Annotated in this window: 10 protein-coding genes and 1 riboswitch; all 10 genes read right to left on the reverse strand. The window is 47.2% G+C overall.

Annotation, left to right across the window (positions count from 1 at the left end; translation table 11 throughout):
- Positions 1-86: 86 nt before the first annotated feature.
- Complete coding sequence (locus MKX30_RS20280; RefSeq protein WP_103744805.1) at positions 87-581, reverse strand: GNAT family N-acetyltransferase; 495 nt, start codon at positions 579-581, stop codon at positions 87-89.
- 230 nt (positions 582-811) lie between these two features.
- Entirely contained in the window at positions 812-5,779 is a 4,968-nt protein-coding gene (locus tag MKX30_RS20285; RefSeq protein ID WP_340959972.1) for a DUF4132 domain-containing protein, read from the reverse strand.
- 15 nt (positions 5,780-5,794) lie between these two features.
- Entirely contained in the window at positions 5,795-6,214 is a 420-nt protein-coding gene (locus MKX30_RS20290; RefSeq protein ID WP_023987163.1) for a hypothetical protein, read from the reverse strand.
- Between the two features lie 467 nt (positions 6,215-6,681).
- Positions 6,682-7,539, reverse strand: coding sequence for a MetQ/NlpA family ABC transporter substrate-binding protein (locus MKX30_RS20295; protein WP_028542052.1), 858 nt, complete (start codon positions 7,537-7,539; stop codon positions 6,682-6,684).
- 276 nt (positions 7,540-7,815) lie between these two features.
- Positions 7,816-8,487 carry a methionine ABC transporter permease gene (locus MKX30_RS20300; RefSeq protein ID WP_028542051.1) on the reverse strand — a complete coding sequence of 224 codons (672 nt, stop codon included), beginning with the start codon at positions 8,485-8,487 and terminating at the stop codon, positions 7,816-7,818.
- On the reverse strand, positions 8,480-9,205 hold the full coding sequence (locus tag MKX30_RS20305; protein WP_049828456.1) for a methionine ABC transporter ATP-binding protein: 726 nt from the start codon (positions 9,203-9,205) through the stop codon (positions 8,480-8,482). Before MKX30_RS20305 ends, MKX30_RS20300 begins: the two co-directional genes overlap by 8 nt.
- Positions 9,206-9,344: 139 nt before the next feature.
- Positions 9,345-10,136, reverse strand: a complete 792-nt coding sequence (locus MKX30_RS20310; protein ID WP_028542050.1) for an energy-coupling factor transporter transmembrane component T family protein — start codon at positions 10,134-10,136, stop codon at positions 9,345-9,347.
- Positions 10,111-11,574 carry an ABC transporter ATP-binding protein gene (locus MKX30_RS20315; RefSeq protein WP_023987158.1) on the reverse strand — a complete coding sequence of 488 codons (1,464 nt, stop codon included), beginning with the start codon at positions 11,572-11,574 and terminating at the stop codon, positions 10,111-10,113. Before MKX30_RS20315 ends, MKX30_RS20310 begins: the two co-directional genes overlap by 26 nt.
- Positions 11,574-12,170 (reverse strand): ECF transporter S component, encoded by a 597-nt coding sequence (locus MKX30_RS20320; RefSeq protein WP_023987157.1) that lies wholly within the window; start codon positions 12,168-12,170, stop codon positions 11,574-11,576. Before MKX30_RS20320 ends, MKX30_RS20315 begins: the two co-directional genes overlap by 1 nt.
- 249 nt (positions 12,171-12,419) lie before the next feature.
- A riboswitch (TPP riboswitch) is annotated at positions 12,420-12,529 on the reverse strand.
- A gap of 44 nt (positions 12,530-12,573) precedes the next feature.
- Positions 12,574-13,371 (reverse strand): TatD family hydrolase, encoded by a 798-nt coding sequence (locus tag MKX30_RS20325; protein WP_220027089.1) that lies wholly within the window; start codon positions 13,369-13,371, stop codon positions 12,574-12,576.
- Positions 13,372-13,383 lie beyond the last annotated feature (12 nt).

Here is a 13,383-nt window from a genome sequence, read left to right on the forward strand (position 1 = left end):
TCTAGCAAACGCCTGTCCTAAACAAAAGAAACATTTGCTAGACGACGGTTTCTTTTGTGACCCAGCAGCATCTTCATTTATACCCATTATTGAATGACGTATCTGTAAAACTTTTTATCCACTTTCATGACTGGAAAACCAATCGGCAATTCTCCTGGAGCTATACTAACAAAGCCGTTCTTCTCATAGAAACGATGAGCTGCTACGAATTGTGGTGTTGTTCCAAGATAGATTTCTTCAATAGACCTTACCCTGGCCCATCCTATGGCATGATGCAATAATTGATTCGAAACATTGAATGTTTTACCTCTATAGTTTTGTTTTACAAACATTTTTCTGAGTGCTGTCTTACGGTTCCCAATATCTAACAAAGCTATAGTCCCTACTACGGTTTCTTCACTAAGAGCTACCCAGAAGTTGCCGTTACCACGCTGATAAAAGTTTTCAATATCAAGCAAATCTGGCTGATCTTCTTTGGTTATGGCGATATTATATTCATCTTTTTGAATATGTAAAATTAAATCGACAACTTGTGATTGATACTCGGTTGAGTACTCTTTTAGAAAGATACTATTAATCATCGTTGTGTTCTCCTATTATCGTCAATTGTTATACTGTTAGATTCTCATCAAACCACAGAGCCTAAAATATTACCCATATCTCCTTATTCGCGCTCGATACACGCTCAATATTAAATAATTCAACCTCCGCAACTAGACTAAGTTTCCACCTACACAGTAGAGGATTTGAAACCATTGTCTAGGTGCGAACGTTGAGTTAATTATGAATCTCTATATATCAGAATTCTATTCTACGCTTGAAGCTGTGTAAGAATTTGCGGGTCCTTGATCTTCTGATCCTCGGCCAACAACACAATTTTGGATAGAATCTCCGCTGTTCTTGGGTCTTCGTCCAGAAACGGCAGGAAGATGCGTCCACGATGCTGCGAATGCACCGGAATAATATGCAGTGCTCCCTTCGCTTGCTTATAGACACCCCCGCTTCCCAGATGCACAGCATATTCGCCAAGAGTCCCATCTACACGTGCATAATTCCCATCCAAGCGTACATTGCTAATTTTCAGCAGGCGAAGTGATTCCTGCACAATCACCCTACGCATTTCAATGGTCGTCAGACTGGCCTCTGGATCAACGCCGCCTACATGGGCAACACTGACGACCAGATCCACGTCCCGCATAACTTCGGAGAACAGAACAGGAGGAACTTCGTCCAACGGTACGCTCTTATACGTTGTCCTATCAAAGAACTGTACTGTCTCCAGCGTAGGAGCCTCGGTATCCGCTGGTGAGAACCAGTCTGCCATGGCATACAGGTTCGCAATCAGATTCTCGGCATAGTACACCTTCTGGAGTCCGTCCTCATAGCTGACTGTCCATTGGCGACCTTTCAATAGGGATACCGTTTTATTCGGCTGTACCTGGTGTCCTGAATATCGACGGGAAACTGTCGCATTTGCACGTTCATCAGCATTCAGCAAGTACAGCTCACGGAACACCTGCTTAAATGGCTGGCGTATCTGGCGGTCGAATAAGTCCTTCTGGAAGTCGCTCCAACGACCACTTTCGAACAAATGAAGGGGATGAGCAATAATCAGCTTGTCCTCTTCTCCTATAGTATGCTGTTCAGCAAAAGGAGCCGTCAATACCAACGTTTCCTCATTAAAATATCCGAGGTGATCATCGGCCTTGAAAACCAGTGTTCGCACCAACGGAGCAAGCACAGGATTACCCAGCAGTCCTCTCAATTCCTTCACCATAAAGGTCGTACCAGACTCCATAGAGCGTTCCAATTCTTTGCGAGCTCTGCGGTACTGATCCACTAGATCTCCTTTAAGCTCCTTCAGCGACGTAACATACTCATCCTTCTTGAAACGAGCCGGAATGGATTTCAGCGTCTTGCCTTTGCTGACAATTTCAATATCTGCCGCTCCTTCAGCATCAATGACGAGCTGCACCGTTGTAGCCTCGTCCAAAGCATGTGGCTCAAAATAAGACCGGAGATCATCCAGCTTACGAGCTTCCATGTCCCATACGAGACGGGTTACATCATCATAACCTGCGTTACGTGCCAAATTCCCGAGTGCAATCCGTGAAACCAGTGCCTCACTGGCCTTACGCTGTGCCCCAAATTTTTTGCTTTGTTCCAGAAACCTCTGGATAAAATCATAACGTTCGCGTACATCTGGTTCAGGCGGCTGAGCAAGTGGAATCAGACTGTAGGTCAGCAAATGGTCTTTGTTTCGCTTGTCCTCCACTGATTTTTCCATTTCACTCCGTTTGAGTTTACCCAGCGTCGCATCCGCAAACAACTGGGATCGACGATGATTGGCTCCAGCTGAAATATACTTGGCACAATCGTACAGCAGATCAAATCGTTCCTCGCCCAACGTCTCATAGGCCTCATGAAACCAGTGAATATCGAAGGCACCATCATTAAAATCTTGCGGAGCAATCGGCGAATAATGGGCTACAATCGTTTCCTTCTCGGCCGAAAAACCTTCATTGATATGTGCATGGAAATACCATGCCGCACTGCGAAGCCCTTCCCAACCGAGATAGTCTGCTACAATCTCAATCCACTGTGGAGCATACATAGCAGCCTCCAGCAGACGTTTATCCGTAATTTTAGTGTTTTTCAGCTTTTCCTTGAGCAATGTGGCATCCTCGCCATCACTCGGATAACATGCTTTGAGCAAGTGGCTGAACGATTCTTTTTTGGTAATACGATCACCGTAGCCGTACACATAACCACGCACAAACGTTTCCTTGTCGAGACCCTCCAGAATACGGATGAAATAATCCATACCTTCAAATTGGCTCAATCCCATAACCTTTGGCGTAGCCTCGGTAGGCAAATCTCCTCGAACCAATTCAACCTCTAACAGTCGATCAATAACCGTGCGACGTATTTCCAAAAATTCATGTTTGCTAGAAATCCATGTATTGCGGGCATTGGTTAAGGAACTCATATGTCTTCTGCTTTCACTACCGGCCAGCAGTTCCCGATAGACTTCCCCTACACCGATCAACCCTTTTTCATATGCTTTGAAATAATCCTCCAGATCCAGCGGAGAATAAAAACGATTTTCCGCTCCTGGCAGTTCTGCGTAGTTCACAAAGGTATGGAAAAAGCGCTTAAAGGACTCACCATCATGAACCTGCCCCTTCTCCAGCGCCACCCACGGGCCGGACAATAGATGGAGCATTCCCATATCCTCTACAGGTCTGTCCTTAGGCACGCCCTGCATTAGTGAATTTAAAGCAAGGTCAATTACGTCAAATGTTTGGTCACCGGATGTGTCCATAAAATAAGCATTAACTAATGTGCTTACCTGATCGGAATAGGTCAGCTCTGCCATCCACTTCTGAACCTCGTTAATCCGATCCAAAGGATACATTTGCTCAGCGAAGTCTTTACGCCATCCTTCCAGCAGCTTGTGCTTGCTTTGTTCTGAATAGTTCATGTTAAAAGAAAAGTATCGATAGTAGCGATCCAGCGTTCGGTCCATAGGCTCCAATCGGTCATAAAAAACAAGCTCCAGCAGTTCACGCGCTTCCATGCCGCTTTCCTGCAAATAACGGTCCCACTCCTCATAGAGAGGATATAAAGACAGTCTAGAATCTACTTCTTCATCGACCTGAACCAGCCGTAGAGGACGAAGGTTCGTCCCAATAAGCAATGTATCTTTGTAGCCCGAATAATACTCCGCAGTATATTCCACATCACGATGATGATGAACAAGCTCATCCAGTCCGCTCAAGAACTGCTTGAGCTTCTCCAATGGACTAACAAAAACATCGGACAATCGAAAATCACCCAGATCAACTTTCTCTTCCAACCAAGCTTCCTTGACATTCGGATCGTACAGGCCAAAACCGTTAGCCCCTGTATAAGCATCCTCCTGTCCCAGCTTGGACAGCAGTTGCTCCTCTTTGGCTGTGGGTTGCTGAATGATATCCGCCAAAGCCCGCAGGCTTTCATACTGTTCGGCACGATCCGGGTCTGCATATATCTTCGTCAATACTTCCAGTCCACCCAATCGTTGCAGCTCCGCCTTAGCACGAAGCAAGCGTTCCAATGAGCCAGCCAGCGGCCCTTCCGATTGTGAGAGCAACACACCAATGACACTTTGTCGCAACGATCCCGTCTTGAGCTTTAATAAGGCTTCCATTTGTTGCATTTCTGGTTCCGACAGCGTCAGCTTACGCGCCTTGGCCACAGCGAACTCACGGATACTCATACTTTTGTCAGACAAACTGGAAAAAATAAAATCACGCTGTACCGTATCCTCAGGGTTTTGCACAAAATGGTTCAACAGTTCGCCACGCAGATTAGGGCTAATCTGTTCCTTTAAGGCTATGATTTCCCCAATCCAGGAAGCGTCCATATCATAACCAGCGAGATACAGCATTTTTTGAATAGGTGCATCTGAGCGGTGATACAGATTTACAAAATCCAGCACCTTGGAGGGCTCGGTGGACTCACCCTTTTTCATATGTACAAACAGGTTATGAAGTCGTTCAAAATCCTTACGCCGCTCCTCTTTGCTCTCCAGCAAAGGAGTGCGCACCACTTTAACAATCCGATCCGCGACCGTCCCGCCTTCTATCCATTCATAAAAATAATTGCTTGTATAGTTCGTCAATATCCAATATTGAAGCTCCGGGTCCGTTTCATCCAGATATTCTCTCGCGATTCCGAGGCGCACATCCTTGTTGTCACTGTTAGACAGTACATAAAGCGCTACGATCTTCTGGTAGGGTGCTCCCTGCTCCATGAGTTTCTGAACCTGTCCATACAGATCACGTTCCTCATGTACTGCAGTAGCCCACAAACTCATATATACTTCATTAGCATTTGAGCTGGTCAGCCATTCTTGGCGCAGTTCACTACGAGTCAATGCTTCATATGCCTGCTCGATCAGTTGACGAACGACCCGCTGGTTGGCGGACTCCAGCCCCATGCCCGTCCATACTGCAAGCGCCCGCACTACCGAGCTGTAACGAATGAAGCCTTGGTCGATGATCACCTTTAACAGATATATTAGAGCCTCCGGGGTTCCTTCATCCATTTGTTCCACGATACTTTGGCGCAATCCCTCCTGGAGCTTGGCGGCTGCCAAGAGCTCGCCGATCATGCGATAATTCTCCTCCTGATGACTCAGGAGCATGCCTTTAATCATATTGCGCGTAAGTAACGCAGCCTGATTATCTCCATAAATAATAGCTTTTAACGCCTCAAGCACCTGTAAATTATCGTTATCCAGCTCATAAGCAATCCAGTCACCAATCGTTTCCTGAATCCGGTAATCCCTGCCTGGTTCATAATCCTTTTTTGTTAAATAATCCATTACAGAGAACCCGATACAGTCCATTCGAATCAACTGCACCATTCTTTTATAAATCCGGGAAGTATGGGCCGTAATATCCGAAGTGCGAAACGGTTTTCGCGCATACCCTGTGCTGTATGGATATTCAGTCACATGCTCTGTTAGATGGGCGAATACATCGCCCGCTGTTTGTCCAATTAGAGCACGTAATACCTCTGTCAGTGGCTTAAACAGCGGTTCTCCGCTTTCTGTCGCCCGTTCTTTTAATATTCGCTGACATTCGTTAAATGGCTCCTCGTTCTCCTGTATGTAATGAAGCTTCCCCAGTTCCACAACATACTGGGCTAACTCCTGTTGTTGTCCATCCAGTTGCGCCGCGCGCTCCTTCAGTGTGGTGAAATATTCTTGCTCATTGTTCTCTTGATGCATATTTCGTTTCCCCCTCTACCATAGGCCTCCAGCCAGCATTGTGAAGCGTATAAATACAATCTCATTCCCATCCTTAAGTGACAAAGGAGCATCCAGTTCAATAATTTCCTCGTCACATACAAAAACTCTGTATAAACCATCTTCAAAAGCCTGCATCGCCGTGTTCACAGCATCCTTAATATCCGGGACACCCTCATTATATATGGAACCGAATCCTACTTTGCCTATCTCGCCTTGTGCCTGAACTTCCTCTCCCGTGAGGAACGGAATCAGCGCGACACTCTCCTGCTTTTCCCGTAGCTTTTGAACATTCAGAGCAACGGTTGCAGTAATCAAATCTCGCAATGTTTCTGGAGCAGGACTCAGTTCTAATTCCTGTCGTGCGAGTGCGGGCTTGCGCTTTCCCAGACTTTTTACAGTTACAAACAGCTTCATGTCGTTCCCCTTCCTTTTTATTCACGCTTTTGGCCCGTTGTCAGCTGAATTTTTTGACCCATATAAAAACACCGTTAACGAAATCGAAAACGAATGTTTGTTCGTATATTTATTTTAATATGTTCCTTATCATTACTCCATCGCCCTTTATGACCAAAATTCGCAGCGGTGTAACACCCTAAAATCTTAAAAAATAAGACTTTATACCCTGTTTTCGATCATTCCTTTCCATATTAAGGATGAAAAAAAGACCTGCACAAGGGAGACCATCTGTTCTTCACAGACTTCCTTCCATTATACAGGTCGTATTTCATCATAAAACGATGTTTCAACATACTTATTTCTGGATTTTGCAAAATTCGATTCCAGTCGCTCCAACGTGCAAGATATAGACGAACTAAACCATTTCGATCTATATCTTATTCATTGGAAGTCGCTTATTGGATTTTTGCAAAATCCTCATTTATTTAAAATGCTGGAACAACGCTGTCCTTGTAATTATCCTCAAAAAATTTACGTACTTCCGGTCCAGTCATTCGCTTTGCCAGCTTTTGAATAGCATCGGAATCTGCATTATCCTTACGCGCTACCAGATTAATGGCAAAGTGCGTATCGTCTTTTTCGGTAATCAGCGCGTCCTTCTTCGGTGTCAGACCGAGCGGCTTGGCATATGCGGGATACATGGCAGCCATGTCCACATCATCCAGTGACCGCGCCAGCATCAACAAATCCACTTCTTTAAACACGAATTTTTTCTTATTCTCAATAATATCAGCCTGTGTAGCATTATAGCCTACGCCTTCTTTAAGCTTGATCAAACCGTTTTGCTCCATCATTACTAAAGAGCGTCCGGTATTGGCCGGGTCATTGGCAATAGCAATGGTCGCACCTTCGGGCAGGTCTTTAATGTTCTTGTATTTTTTGGAGTACGCGCCATAAATGGCATTGTAAATTGGTTTTACCGCTACCAAATCGGACTTGTTGCTTTCATTATATTGTTGCATAAAAGGAGCATGCTGAAAGAAGTTAGCATCCACTTCATGGCTTGCCAATGCGTTATTCGGTTGGATATTGTCTGAAAGCACGACGATTTCCAGATTGACTCCGTCCTGTTTAAGCAGCGGCTTCACGATATCCAGCACATCTGTCATCGGTGGGATTAGCGTTGCTACTTTCAAGGTCACTTCTTTTTGGGAAGTTGCTTCTTTAGACTGTGTTTCTGGAGCAGCCTGCTTTTGACCACCGCATCCGGCAACCAGTAGCATAACGACAGCAAATAGTGTGAGTAGTTTCAAGTTCGTTTTCATGTTGTTTTTCCGACTCATTTGATGAGGAACCTCCAAGTAAATTGTGATTGGGAAGATAAAAATGAGTTACAGTACAGCCGCAGCCGCTTCGCGTGCAGATTGTTCTTCCGATCGCTGTTGAAATGGGATTCTCTCTGATTTATAACACAATTTATAGGTTAGAATCCCATTTCAAAGGCGAACGCTGACGCTTCTCCAGAACAATTCTGTCCGCTCCGCTTTTGAGGTACTGTAAAGTCATTTTTATTTCCCATAGTGGGTGGTGCAAGTGTAGCGAAAAGTTACATTTTTGCCCTATCGCTTGTCGATCCGGCGGGATATGGTGCTTCCGGTGAACTGGATCGTTTGTACGAAAATAATCATGACGACGATGGTGAACGCCATCAAGCCTGTTTCAAAACGCTGGTAACCGTAGCGGATGGCAAAATCGCCTACCCCGCCGCCGCCCACAATGCCCATCACCGTGGAGTAGGAGATGAAGCTAATGGTGGACGTGGTCAAACCCAGTACAAGCCCGGAACGAGCTTCCACGTACAGAAATTTAAAAATAAGCTGGAGGGTGGATGCCCCCATAGAAGTAGCGGCTTCAATTACACCCTTGGGCACCTCAAGCAATGATTGCTCCACCAGCCTCGAATAATAGGCGATGGCCACCACTGACAAGGGAACCGTTGCAGCCATCGTGCCCAGCGCCGTCCCTACGACCAGACGTGTAAATGGAATCATAAACACGACGAGCAGCAAAAACGGGAACGAGCGGATGACATTGACCACACTGTTCAATAAGGTGAACAGCAGTCGATTTTCATATTTTTGCCCTTTGCCGCACAAATACAAAATCGTTCCTGCCGGAAGCCCTAACAGTACAGCTGCTGCGATAGAAATCCCCACCATGATAAACGTCTCCCCGATGGCTTTCCATATCTCTGACTGGTATTGCACAATGATGCTCAGCATTTCATTCATCAGCTTCACCTGCTTCCGCTGTTGAACCTACCGCAGCGTCAACTACACGTTGCGTTGAAAGCAGCTGCCCATCCCGCATTTCTGATACACGGGTACAAATATTGCGTACCACGTCCATATCGTGCGTTACGATTACAATGGTAACTCCCAGTTCCCGGTTGATCTCCCGTAACACGCCCAGAATATCCGCGGTCGTCTGCGGATCAAGCGCCGAGGTCGGCTCATCACACAGCAGCACCGCAGGTCGATTCGCCAGCGCTCTGGCTATCGCCACACGTTGCTTTTGGCCTCCGCTCAGTTGTGCCGGATACTGTTCTGCTTTATCAGCTAAACCGACGAATTGCAGGCATTCGCGCACACGTTCCACTCTCTCTTTTTTCGCGACACCTGCCAGCTCCAACGACATTGCCACATTTCCACTGACCGTCCGATTGTGAACAAGATGATAATGCTGAAAAATCATCCCTATCGATCGCCGCGCTTCACGGAGACGTTTTTCCGGCATGCGAGTCAAATCTTCCCCGTTTACAACCACGTTTCCCTCATCCGGCCTTTCCAATACATTCATCAACCGGAGCAACGTAGACTTACCGGCACCGCTGGCACCTATGATACCGTGAATTTCCCCCTCCTCCACTTGAAGGGACACGGATTGAACCGCATGAAATTGGCCGCTTGAGGTGGTATAATGCTTGCTTACCTGATGCAGCGTAATCATGAAACCTGGCCTCCTGATGATCCATTTCTCAGGGAAAATGTAATAAGCCCGCCAGCCCAGGCGGGTCTGTACGAGCCGTCAATTCCCATTGCATTAATATACCACAGAGCAGAAAACGGGCAAAGCCTTTTGACAACAATTAACGTACATCCCACACCCCCACGTAAGGAAAGCAGATACCGAGTCCCCAAGCCAGCGTAAGCATGATGACAAAATAGAATATGAACACAATATCTACAGCCGAATAGCCAATCGCATAATAATACGTGCGTTTGGTTTCATTGGTAAAACCCTTGGCTTCCATGGCAATAGCAATTCGCTGTGCACGCCGGATACTTTGAGCGAGCAGCGGAATTGCATACCTGCGAAGCGTGGCATACATATTCCATTTGGACACATGCTGATGTAAACCTCGAATACGATGGGCTTGTCTCAATGCCTGGAATTCCTCCACCATCATGGGCATCAACCGCATGGCTGCCAAAAAGCTATACGCATACTTCGGAGAGAGCCTCCATTGCTGCATCAGTGAATAAAAAAGGTCCACTGGACGAGTCGTTAAACCAAACAGCAACCCTACCGCCGCCATACTCAGCGCACGAAAGCCCAGATGTATACCCCGATAAAAGCTTTCCTGCGTAATATGGATCAGGCCCCATGTCCACCAGGTCGTCACCCCTTTGCCGAACATCATCATGCCCGTTGAGGTTGAAATAAACACCAATATAAAGGGAGATCCATACAGCAGCAGCCGCTTCCATGGATGGCCTGACCAGACAAGCAGCAGCAGCATAGCACACGCAACATTAAACATGACATTCGGATCATGAATGACTATAACGACCACAAACAGTATGGAAAACATAACGAGCTTTAGGCCCGGATTCACACGATGCAGCCATGTTTTATGATGGGGAAAGGACAGGTTCATACTGTAGTTCCCCTTTCTGAATCCGCCATATATCGGTACAATATCGATGGACAATTTCTGGGTCATGCGTGACCATCACAATGGCCGTGCCTGCCGCTCTCAGCTGCTCCAACATATCCAGCATGACAAAGGTATTACGCGCATCCTGCCCAAAAGTCGGTTCATCCAGCAGCAGCACTTCCGGCTCACGGATCATAGCCGTAGCAATACTCAACCGCCTTTTTTGGCCCAATGAAAGCTGATACGGATGACGCTCGTCCAGCCGCTCCAGTCCGAACTGTACGAGCATCCGATCGACCCGTTCCCGGCACTGTTCAATGGTGAACAAGCTCTTGGGTAACGAATACTCTAGTTCCTTTCGTACGGTGTGTGCTACGAATTGCAGCTCGGGATTTTGAAACGCGAACCCGATACGCTCTGCCAGTTGTTCCGTACTGCCTGCCTCAATTCCGCGCACGCTATAACGTCCCTGTGTGCGAAGTAAGCGCATCATGGAGAGCAGCAGTGAGCTTTTGCCAGCCCCGTTTTCACCGACCACGCCAATCCAGTCGCCAGGCTTCACCTGCGCATGCTCCACATAAATCACTGAACTTAAACCGCGGAGGCCACTAAAATGTTCCAGCTCCAGCAAATCAATCCCTGTACCATTCCCCGTACCATTCTGCTGTGTCACTGATTCACTCCAACGCGGCGAAGACGATTCACTCCATACTCCCGGGTACCACACGCCATACTCGGACAATGCCTGCCGCTGCCCATGAAATACTTCTTCCGCCCTTCCATCCGCAATGATCTCCCCTTGAGCAGAAAGCACCACAATCCGGTCCACATCATGGACAATTTCATTAATTTTATGCTCCACGATCACCAGTGTCTGGTCTACCGAAATGTTTCGAATGGTATCCCACACCTGTGTAGTACCTTCCTCGTCCAACAAAGCCGTGGGCTCATCCAGAAAAAGCACTTCTGGCTCCATAGCCAGCACAGACGCAATCGCCAGCCGCTGTTTCATTCCCTGTGACATGCTGCCAATGGGCATGTGTATATCATCCGTTGATAGACCAACCTGTATCAGCAGCTCGCGAATACGGGATCGCATCTGCTCACGAGGAACCTGATTATTTTCCAACACAAAAGCCAGTTCCTCGTCTGCATATGACATACAAAACTGCGTATCAGGATCTTGAAATACAATACCTGAGACACTTGGGATTACAGCAGCATCGCATTTCATAGGCACTTCTATCGTGCGTGGAATCAGACCGCTTAACACTTGGAGCAGCGTTGATTTACCGCATCCACTCGGTCCCAGCAACAGCAGCTTTTCCCCCTTGCGGACAGACAAAGACATATTGTGAAAAAGCAGCTCCTGCTCACCGGGGAATTTCAACCGAAGACGGGTGATCGAAGCCACCACATCTTCGGTTGCCTGGCTCATCAATCCAGCCCCTTATAATCTTGTTCCGTTGCGGGTCTCAAACTTCGCGTGACTCCGGTTACCTCCAATGCCCTAGCCAGATAGAACGCGAATACCCCGGCAATCACAATGCTGCCAATCATGCGAAAACCGATATACAAAACATAGTTCCAGGTCGAAAGCTGATCAATATACCCGTAGCTGAAGTCTAAAATCAGAGAAGCGACAGCCGCCCCGGCCGCAGCTAGCGAAGCAACCCACAGGTTTGCGTTCCGATACAGAAAAGCCGCAAAAAATAGCTCCGCTCCCAAGCCTTGCAGCAGGCCATAGTACAAAGTGGACATCCCCCATTCGCTTCCCAAAAAAGCACTGACCGTTGCCGCTGCCACCTCTGCCAAAATTGCAACACCCGGCTTGCGAATGATGAGATAAGCAAACGTGCCTGCCATAAACCACATGCCATACATCAGTTGCTCGGCGTGTAGACCGAATGGTTTCATCAAATCATAGGCAGGTCCCCATATTTTGTAGACTAACCCGAACACAACAGCGATCACAATCGTGACCAAAATATCAGTCAGCTTCAACCCTTTGGACGCTCTTACAGCAGTATTCATTATTGCGTGCTCCCCTTATCCTTATAATTGGCCTCTTGGCCATAAAAAAAAGCTTGTCTGGAGCTGAATCTCCAGGCAAGCTTTATGCGCAGTAAAAGGTGAAGCACCATACAAAACATCATTAGTCGATATGCCTTATATAACCAGTAGTCTAAGCTACTACACTGATACCAAGCCAAAGTCAGGGTCAAGGTAAAATGCTAGGACATACATTGAATCTATCGACAACCGCTAAACAAGCGGCATTCCTGTATAGTGTTCTTGGTTTCTCTACGCTGGCATTACCCAGATCAGATTTCACGGTCAGTGGCAAGGGCCACCCTCTCAGCCTGACTTTCTCAAGCTCCCGACAATGCTTTTTTAATTCACTATAATATATACCACATCTATGGCTTTGACAATCCTATAATCCGAAGAAACGTTTGGCTGTCTCCGTCGTGGCGATTTCAATCTCCATCATGCTTCGGCCTGTACATTCGGCAACCGTAGCAGCAATGTGAGCGAGATACATCGACTCATTACGCCCTTCTTTAGGCTTCACGGGCAAATTACGCGGGGTCAAAAATGGAGCATCCGTTTCAATCATCAGACGGTCCAAGGGAATATCTCTGACCAGTTCACGCAGATGTTTGCCACGCCGTTCGTCGCAAATCCAGCCGGTGATCCCGATATACAGTCCCATTTCTACATACGTATGCAATTCCTGTTCCGTGCCGGTAAAACAATGCACTACCGCTTTATCGACAAGCCCTTGATATTCCCGAAGCATAGCAACAAAATCCTCATGTGCATCTCGTTCATGCAGAAATAACGGCATATTTAGCTCACCCGCCAGTTGGATTTGCTCCCCAAACCATCGGCGCTGCACATCGCGCGGCGAAAAATCACGGTTATAGTCCAATCCGCATTCCCCTATGGATACGACCTGCGGCTGACTCGCCAGCTGGCGGAGCTGCTGAATCGTATCTGCGCTGCAGTCTTTGGCATCATGGGGATGCACGCCAGCTGTCGCATACAGCTTGCCCGGATAACGTGCTGCATACTGAGAAGCCTCCCGACTGCTGCGGACACTGGTCCCGGTAATAATCAGGGGTGAAATTCCTACAGCTGCGGCTCTCTCTACCACCTGTTCCCGATCCGCATGAAACGAACGGTGCATCAAGTTCACGCCAATATCAATTAACGGTGTACCCCTTTCCATCTCAATCCCTCC

The organism is Paenibacillus sp. FSL P2-0173, assembly GCF_038008045.1.
Taxonomy (GTDB): domain Bacteria; phylum Bacillota; class Bacilli; order Paenibacillales; family Paenibacillaceae; genus Paenibacillus; species Paenibacillus polymyxa_B.

Coding starts and splice junctions, on each gene's coding strand:
- MKX30_RS20280 (WP_103744805.1), bottom strand. CDS start 581: ATGATTAATAGTATCTTTCTAAAAGAGTACTCAACCGAGTATCAATCA.
- MKX30_RS20285 (WP_340959972.1), bottom strand. CDS start 5,779: ATGCATCAAGAGAACAATGAGCAAGAATATTTCACCACACTGAAGGAG.
- MKX30_RS20290 (WP_023987163.1), bottom strand. CDS start 6,214: ATGAAGCTGTTTGTAACTGTAAAAAGTCTGGGAAAGCGCAAGCCCGCA.
- MKX30_RS20295 (WP_028542052.1), bottom strand. CDS start 7,539: ATGAGTCGGAAAAACAACATGAAAACGAACTTGAAACTACTCACACTA.
- MKX30_RS20300 (WP_028542051.1), bottom strand. CDS start 8,487: ATGAATGAAATGCTGAGCATCATTGTGCAATACCAGTCAGAGATATGG.
- MKX30_RS20305 (WP_049828456.1), bottom strand. CDS start 9,205: ATGATTACGCTGCATCAGGTAAGCAAGCATTATACCACCTCAAGCGGC.
- MKX30_RS20310 (WP_028542050.1), bottom strand. CDS start 10,136: ATGAACCTGTCCTTTCCCCATCATAAAACATGGCTGCATCGTGTGAAT.
- MKX30_RS20315 (WP_023987158.1), bottom strand. CDS start 11,574: ATGAGCCAGGCAACCGAAGATGTGGTGGCTTCGATCACCCGTCTTCGG.
- MKX30_RS20320 (WP_023987157.1), bottom strand. CDS start 12,170: ATGAATACTGCTGTAAGAGCGTCCAAAGGGTTGAAGCTGACTGATATT.
- MKX30_RS20325 (WP_220027089.1), bottom strand. CDS start 13,371: ATGGAAAGGGGTACACCGTTAATTGATATTGGCGTGAACTTGATGCAC.